At 54.1% G+C, this 6431-nt stretch carries 7 protein-coding genes; 5 read left to right on the forward strand and 2 right to left on the reverse strand.

Going from position 1 to position 6431, the window contains the following annotated elements; genetic code table 11:
• Positions 1-8 precede the first annotated feature (8 nt).
• Both QP990_RS11820 and QP990_RS11825 read left to right on the forward strand, forming a co-directional pair.
• Positions 9-266, forward strand: coding sequence for a hypothetical protein (locus QP990_RS11820; protein WP_284799370.1), 258 nt, complete (start codon positions 9-11; stop codon positions 264-266).
• Positions 266-859, forward strand: a complete 594-nt coding sequence (locus tag QP990_RS11825) for a recombinase family protein (RefSeq protein ID WP_239208482.1) — start codon at positions 266-268, stop codon at positions 857-859. The genes QP990_RS11820 and QP990_RS11825 overlap by 1 nt, the downstream gene beginning before the upstream one ends.
• Positions 860-1202: 343 nt before the next feature.
• Here QP990_RS11825 and QP990_RS11830 read toward each other — a convergent pair whose 3' ends face one another.
• Both QP990_RS11830 and QP990_RS11835 read right to left on the reverse strand, forming a co-directional pair.
• Complete coding sequence (locus QP990_RS11830; RefSeq protein WP_250413150.1) at positions 1203-1403, reverse strand: CsbD family protein; 201 nt, start codon at positions 1401-1403, stop codon at positions 1203-1205.
• 1225 nt (positions 1404-2628) lie between these two features.
• A complete protein-coding gene (locus QP990_RS11835; RefSeq protein ID WP_239206853.1) occupies positions 2629-3276 on the reverse strand; it encodes a FadR/GntR family transcriptional regulator in 648 nt (215 codons plus the stop codon).
• 23 nt (positions 3277-3299) lie between these two features.
• On the opposite strand from QP990_RS11835, the gene QP990_RS11840 reads away from it, so the two are divergent.
• The 3 genes from QP990_RS11840 (at position 3300) to QP990_RS11850 (ending at position 6087) form a co-directional block, all read left to right on the forward strand.
• Positions 3300-4244 (forward strand): PHB depolymerase family esterase, encoded by a 945-nt coding sequence (locus tag QP990_RS11840; protein WP_284799366.1) that lies wholly within the window; start codon positions 3300-3302, stop codon positions 4242-4244.
• A gap of 27 nt (positions 4245-4271) precedes the next feature.
• The gene (locus QP990_RS11845; RefSeq protein WP_239206851.1) at positions 4272-5414 is read left to right on the forward strand and encodes a glycoside hydrolase family 26 protein; all 1143 of its coding nucleotides are present in this window, start codon (positions 4272-4274) and stop codon (positions 5412-5414) included.
• Between the two features lie 124 nt (positions 5415-5538).
• Entirely contained in the window at positions 5539-6087 is a 549-nt protein-coding gene (locus QP990_RS11850) for a hypothetical protein (protein WP_284799369.1), read from the forward strand.
• Positions 6088-6431: the final 344 nt, after the last annotated feature.

Below are 6431 nucleotides of genomic sequence, written 5' to 3' on the forward strand. Positions count from 1 at the left end.
TGGGCAGGATTGTGCAAGCCTTGCTTGCTGACGCTGATGGTCTCGACGGGGCACAGTTGTCTGACTTGGCGCGGGTGAAAGATCTGCATGGTGGGTTGTCGTCGGGGCAGCAGGCGTTGGGCAGGATTGTGCAAGCCTTGCTTGCTGACGCTGATGGTCTCGACGGGGCACAGTTGTCTGACTTGGCGCGGGTGGTTGAGTCGTATCGTGATGCGGTTGTCGCTCAGGAGAATGCTGCCTTTACGCCCTCGCGGGGCGAAGACTAATGGCCAAAAGCTCTGGTTCGCATGGGCAGCGGGTGGGCTATATCCGTGTCTCGACGGTAGAGCAGAATAATCAGCGCCAGAAAGAACTACTCAATGCTTCCGGCAGGATCGACCGGTTCTTTGAAGATAAGATTTCCGGCCGCACCAAGACTGCCCGCCCTGGGCTTGTCGAGTGCATGGCGTATGTGCGCGACGGTGACGAACTCGTCGTGTCATCGATTGATCGCCTCGCCCGTTCACTTACGGATCTGCGCGGCATTGTTGATGAACTCACCAACAAGGGTGTGACTGTTACTTTCCTGCATGAGAATCTTGTCTTTGCGAAAGACACCACAGATCCGCGTGCGGATTTAATGCTCGGTATTCTCGGTAGCTTCGCGGAGTTTGAACGGGCCATTATCCGCGAGCGCCAAGCAGAGGGGATTGCGCTGGCCAAAAAGGCCGGAAAGTACAAAGGCCGCAAACCCGCTCTAAGCCCGCAGCAGGTGGCGGAGATTAAGCGGCGTGCATTGGCGGGGGAGTCGAAAACAGCCTTGGCGCGGGAATTCGGAGTTACCCGACCCACGGTGTATCGGGCGTTGAAAAACGCCTAGATACGGCGGGGAGTGCGGGTGAATATACTCCCCACAGTATGTGCCGTATGGCAGGACATATGTGTAGGCATATGGTAAGACATACGCTTTACCATATGTCTGTCCATATGTAGTTCTACCTGCTGCTTTCCGCTCAAACCCGACGCCGGTTCCGAGAAAGCTGGAATTGGCGATGTGATTATGGCACCACAGTTGGGACCTGGCCAATGGTTGCTTTCGCAGGCGATTATCTTCTTCCGCTCGGACACGCCACCGCGTTGTGTGACGTGAAAGTAGTGTTGATCAAAATATCGCTGCGCCAGCGGGGTGCCAGCGCAGCGATATGCAGAAATACGGACGAGGATTAGTCGTCCTTCAGGCCGCCGATAACCTCGTTGGCCTTGTCCTTGATGCCGTCGGCAGCGTCGGACAGCTTATCCTTAGCCTCGGAGGTGACCTGGTCGGCCTTGCCCTCGTTAGCTACGTCCTCGTTGCCGGTAGCTTCGCCGTAGGCTTCCTTTGCCTTGCCTACGAGGCCGTCCTTCTTGTTTTCCAAATCGCCCATAATCACTCCTTTGGGGTAGTCAGTCGATAACTAATACCCATAATACGCTCCTCTTTTAGTGCAGGCAGGAGAAGAACTTTCGGTACACCGCGGTGTGTTTAGCCGTAAAGAGAGACACCATAGATCTAAAAGCCACATGATGAAACATATGGCATAGCGCATGTTCCGCCATATGGCACGGCACACGCTATGACATCTGCTAAAGCAAATGTCCGCTCGCGTGCAGTTCTACCTGCGCGTTCACATGCTCATCCCCAGCATGTAGGCGCGGAAATTGACGGATCCAGGTACAGCTACGGGTAGCTCTGTGCGCGTTTTCCCTCGTGGGCGGCTTTTATAAAGGCAGGGGTGGAATCATGCTTCTAGGTCTCGTCAGGTGTGGCTGCTAGCGTTAGTGCTGGTTCACAATCACACCCCGCTGGGTGTGGGCGTGACTTCCTCGTCGGTGCGCGGTAAGGCCCGCGCGTGACGTGGGCTGTCCCGCGCGCCCTTTTTCAGGCGAGCGGACAACCCTACGACGCAAGGGAGGTAGACAATGGGTAAACACTCATTGGATACACCCGGTCGCACAAGAAAAGACCCCGCCACCAAAGGAGCTGCAATCCTTAACTTGGTGAGCGGAGTCCTCAACGTTGCGACCGCTATCGTGAAGTTCGTCAGCGCGATTCTTCACGTGGGTCTTTAGGCCCGAGGGTCTCAACCGAGTAGCAGTCGGTTGGGGCCCTTTTTATTGTGCAGCGGCAATTCAAAGGTGAACTGTGCTGTCGTATTTTAGGCTAATGTGCGCGCGGAGGTTTCGCAATACTCCCACACTGAGTACCCATGTCTCTTCTCTTGCTTAGGTATTTATTCCTGTCATAAATGGCTTTTCATGACATCAGTTGACTGCGTTCTCTGCCCTCAGGGTGTGCTAGCGTTATCTCTGTAATATCCTGGTGCGCGAAACGCACAGTCTCAGTAGGAAGTCTGAGTGATAGCACAAACCAGTGCTATCCGTCGCTTTAGTTCTTGTTCTCATGAGAGTTAAAGTATCCGTTGTCTCCAGGTCCGCTAAAGCGGGCTTGGAGGGTATCAGGAAGTTTGTGTGTGAAACTCCTTCTAGATCAGAGCCTCACACACAAACTTCCTGACACCCTCTCCAGTGTTTCCTCTTACCAATCGCGAATCACATCACGGTCACACTTCAACCAAAAACTAAACACCTTTAGACATTGCAAAGCCGCAGCTATCGATCAGAACAGGTCGCTAGCCACTGAAGATGATCCCTCATCAACTGCTCAGCCATAACCGGGTCACTGCGTCTAATAGCCCCAGCAATCCGACGATGCTGAGCGCGGTCCTGTTCCCTATCGGTAATAAATGCACGCGATGCCGCATGAGCCTGTTTCCGGATTGATAACAACCCTTCGACAACATCAACCAGTGCATCATTTCCCGTTGCCTGTGCCACTAAGACATGAAAACTTACATGATCATCCGGCAGCTGAGCATTAATAGCACACTCCGCACACTCCTCTAACGCACGAAGATCATCCTCCGATCGATGACGAGCAGCTTCAGCAGCGATAGGCGGCTCAATAATCACACGGGCTTCCACCAACTCGCGACACTGCGAGAGTGTGGGAACCATCAACGTATTCGCCCGCACAAAACGGAAAGCGTGCGGATGCACATACGTTCCAGACCCATGCCGTAACTCCACCACACCTGCAGCCTCTAACGCACGTAACGCTTCTCGCACCGTTGGCGTCGTCACCTGACAGTCCTCAGCTAACTGGCGCACAGACGGAAGCCGTTGCCCAGCAGCTAACCCCTGAGCACTCATTTCCTCCATAATATGACGCTGCACTTTTTCCGCTCTTGACAACACCATAGAGGAAGCATACAACAGAACATGTGACTAACTCACTTGCTCTCAAAGGTGTTATCGCTACCTCCCTTGCTGTCCTGTTCACCATCGGCGGAACCGAATACACTCAAGCTGCCGCCACACCCCCTCCATCAACCCAACAATCTCCCCTCCACACAATCACCTCGAGTGGCCATACACGCTCATACCTGTTATCCACCCCCGAACACTTCGACTCTTCCCATCCCATCCCGGTGATCTTCGCCTTCCACGGACACGGACAAGACGCCCAGCGCATGGAAACCTACTCCGACCTCGACCAGCTACCGGCAATCATCGTTTACCCCGACGGCAACAAAGACACCACAGGCAAACGCGCGTGGGAGTCAGCCCCCTACGCCCAGACCAATACCCATCACGAAGACTCCCAACTCGTACGAGACATTCTCCATCAGCTCGACCACACGTATTCCGTTGACCACTCACGGATCTACGCGACAGGTAAATCCAACGGCGGTGGTTTCGCCGCCCGATTAGGGTGCACTATGCCTGACGTCTTCGCCGCTGTTGCCCCTGTCGCTGGTGCCTACTACCCCGATACACACACTCACTGCGCAACCACCACGACATCCCCGGTTTCCATCATGGAAGTCCACGGCACCGACGACAAAACTATTGACTATCAAGGTGGAACATCCCACGGGAAGCACTATATTTCCGGACGTCAACTCACCGATGAGTTCGCACGCCGCAATCGCTGCGCCACACCACCTCCCGCACACTTAGCTGATGTTGCAACCACCGACGGCGCCAAGCGGTTGAGCTGGACAAACTGCGCAGGTAGCTCCGAGGCTGTTCACTACGCCGTTCAAGGCGGTGGTCACAACTGGCCAGGATCATCCCACCAGAAATCTAGTGGACCCGGACCATATAACACACGTTTCTCCACAACCACCCGCATATGGGAGTTTTTCTCCCGCCACCACCACTAAACCACCCACCCTTCCGAAGGAACAATCATGAAACGGCAACCTTTTTTCACAAAAGCAGCTGCAGCTACCCTGACCCTTACGGCAGGTATCTCACTAGCTGGACCAGCCAGCGCAGCCAGCCCATCATCTATGTTGCTTGGCATGTTCGACGGAACCGGCCACACCTCCGACGACATGAAAGCAGTCACCGGGAAAAGACCGGCTACGAAGGTCCTGTTCAGCAACTTCAGCGACGATTCTCTCCGCAGTCTCAACAATGACCTCACGAACGCATGGAACGAGGGGGCTGCACCATTGCTCACATTCGAATTCTTTACAAATAATAAGCAGGGCGATCCTCATGCTGGCCCTTACGACGGCGCAGCTAAACATAAAGGCGACCATGAAAACACAGCACGCGTCGACAAAAACATCGCCGAAGGGAAACTGGATTCCCGTATCGACCGTGCTGCCGATACTGTACGCACATTCGTTGCCGGTCCTGACAACACACTCAACACGCAAGACGATCGGAAAGTGTACATCCGCCCCGGCCATGAAATGAACGGAACTTGGTACCGCTGGTCAGCTACAGCCAACCAAACCCCCACGGATTACGTCAACGCCTTCCGTCATATCCATGAACGCTTTGACCACGTAGGGCTAACTAACAAAGACTCCATCCAATACATCTGGTCACCGATGAGTTGCGGTTCAATCAACGACTGTGATCCTACACACCTAGCCCGCGGCTATTATCCCGGCGACCGGTACGTCGACTGGGTAGGAGTTGACGCCTATAACTGGGGAAACGCACGCTCCAGTGGATGGCAATCACCAGAAACCATCATGAAACAAGCACTAGATGAAGTATCCAACATTGCCCCATCTAAACCTCTGACAATTCCTGAAACCGGTGTACCATCCAACGCCGGCGGGGATAAAAACCAATGGTTCAACGACCTCTACGGCTTCACCAGCTACTACATATCCCCTCAGAAGCAGAGAATCAAAATGCTCAACTACTTCAACAATAAGAAAAAGGAAGACGGAACCCTCATCGACTGGACCGCGATCAACAGCGCCGACGATCACCGTTTCCCCGCTTTTAACTCTCTAGCTCGTCACGACAACTACATCGGGGGAAACAAGAAAAACCACATTTCTACAGCACAATTCCAGGGCCGCTAGCAGAACCTACTCACTCGGTCAGGATAGGTCCCACCTCTACATCCAGGAAACCACCTGACCGATAGCTCCCTGATCTTTCCATTTCTCTTGGTCAGCTTTCATCCTAGAAAGGAACGAATCGTCAATGATGTCTCCACGGAAACTCGCCGTAGTTCTTGCTACGACCGTCGGTATCACAAGCCTCGGCCTGTCCATAACCCCAGCAGCCTCTGCATACGCAGATAACGAAAAAATCTATAACGTCCAACTCACCCTCTACGGAGGGAAAGACAACGACAACATCACACCCGACAACGACAACCCCCGAGGAATCGCCTGGCCAAAAGACGATCCTGCGTATAAAAGAAAAACAATCCACAAACTCGCCAGCGGTGACGGCACCTGGGAAAACCCCACCACCCTCGCTGTCGCCGACCCAGCACACGGCGGCCCCTTCTCCCCAGGAACACGCTTCTACATCCCCGCCGTTCACCGCTACTTCATCGCCGAAGATACCTGCCACGAATGCCTCCAAGATTGGCACAACGGTAAGCAACAACACGTTGATATGTGGGCAGGGAAAAACGCTACCCAAAAAGCAATGAACAGCTACCCCGCCAACGGACCACACACCATCATCGTCAACCCCCACCCTGGTCGCCGCGTCGACAAAGGCCCCCTTCTCACACACTAACCCCCTCCATACCACCAGCGGTGTGCAACTCCCCCTCTTACGGAAATGCACACCGTTTTTCATGTCGCGCCCTTCAATCCTGACCTATCCCCCCAAGTTCTGCGCCCGCCTCCTCAACAACAAACCGGACAGGTTAACGCGGGATATAGGGCCGTCAATCACACACAGACCGGTACAGAAAAACCAGATTCGATAGGAATACCTCGCGGAGCTCACGGAGATCGCGGTGCAACGCCAGATGGAGGAATCGCTAAAAGAAACCACCCATGAAGCGTCCTGGGTTGAGTTCCGCTTCTTTTACGGCCCTGTGTTGATGGGCTGGGTGAGATAGTACTCGGTTTCTA

Origin of the sequence: Corynebacterium sp. MSK071, assembly GCF_030232125.1 — a bacterium.
In the GTDB taxonomy this organism is placed as follows: domain Bacteria; phylum Actinomycetota; class Actinomycetes; order Mycobacteriales; family Mycobacteriaceae; genus Corynebacterium; species Corynebacterium kefirresidentii.

Excerpts from the sequence above, each read along its gene's own strand:
- QP990_RS11825 (WP_239208482.1), top strand. The coding sequence starts at position 266 with ATGGCCAAAAGCTCTGGTTCGCATGGGCAGCGGGTGGGCTATATCCGT.
- QP990_RS11830 (WP_250413150.1), bottom strand. The coding sequence starts at position 1,403 with ATGGGCGATTTGGAAAACAAGAAGGACGGCCTCGTAGGCAAGGCAAAG.
- QP990_RS11835 (WP_239206853.1), bottom strand. The coding sequence starts at position 3,276 with ATGGTGTTGTCAAGAGCGGAAAAAGTGCAGCGTCATATTATGGAGGAA.
- QP990_RS11845 (WP_239206851.1), top strand. The coding sequence starts at position 4,272 with ATGAAACGGCAACCTTTTTTCACAAAAGCAGCTGCAGCTACCCTGACC.
- QP990_RS11850 (WP_284799369.1), top strand. The coding sequence starts at position 5,539 with ATGATGTCTCCACGGAAACTCGCCGTAGTTCTTGCTACGACCGTCGGT.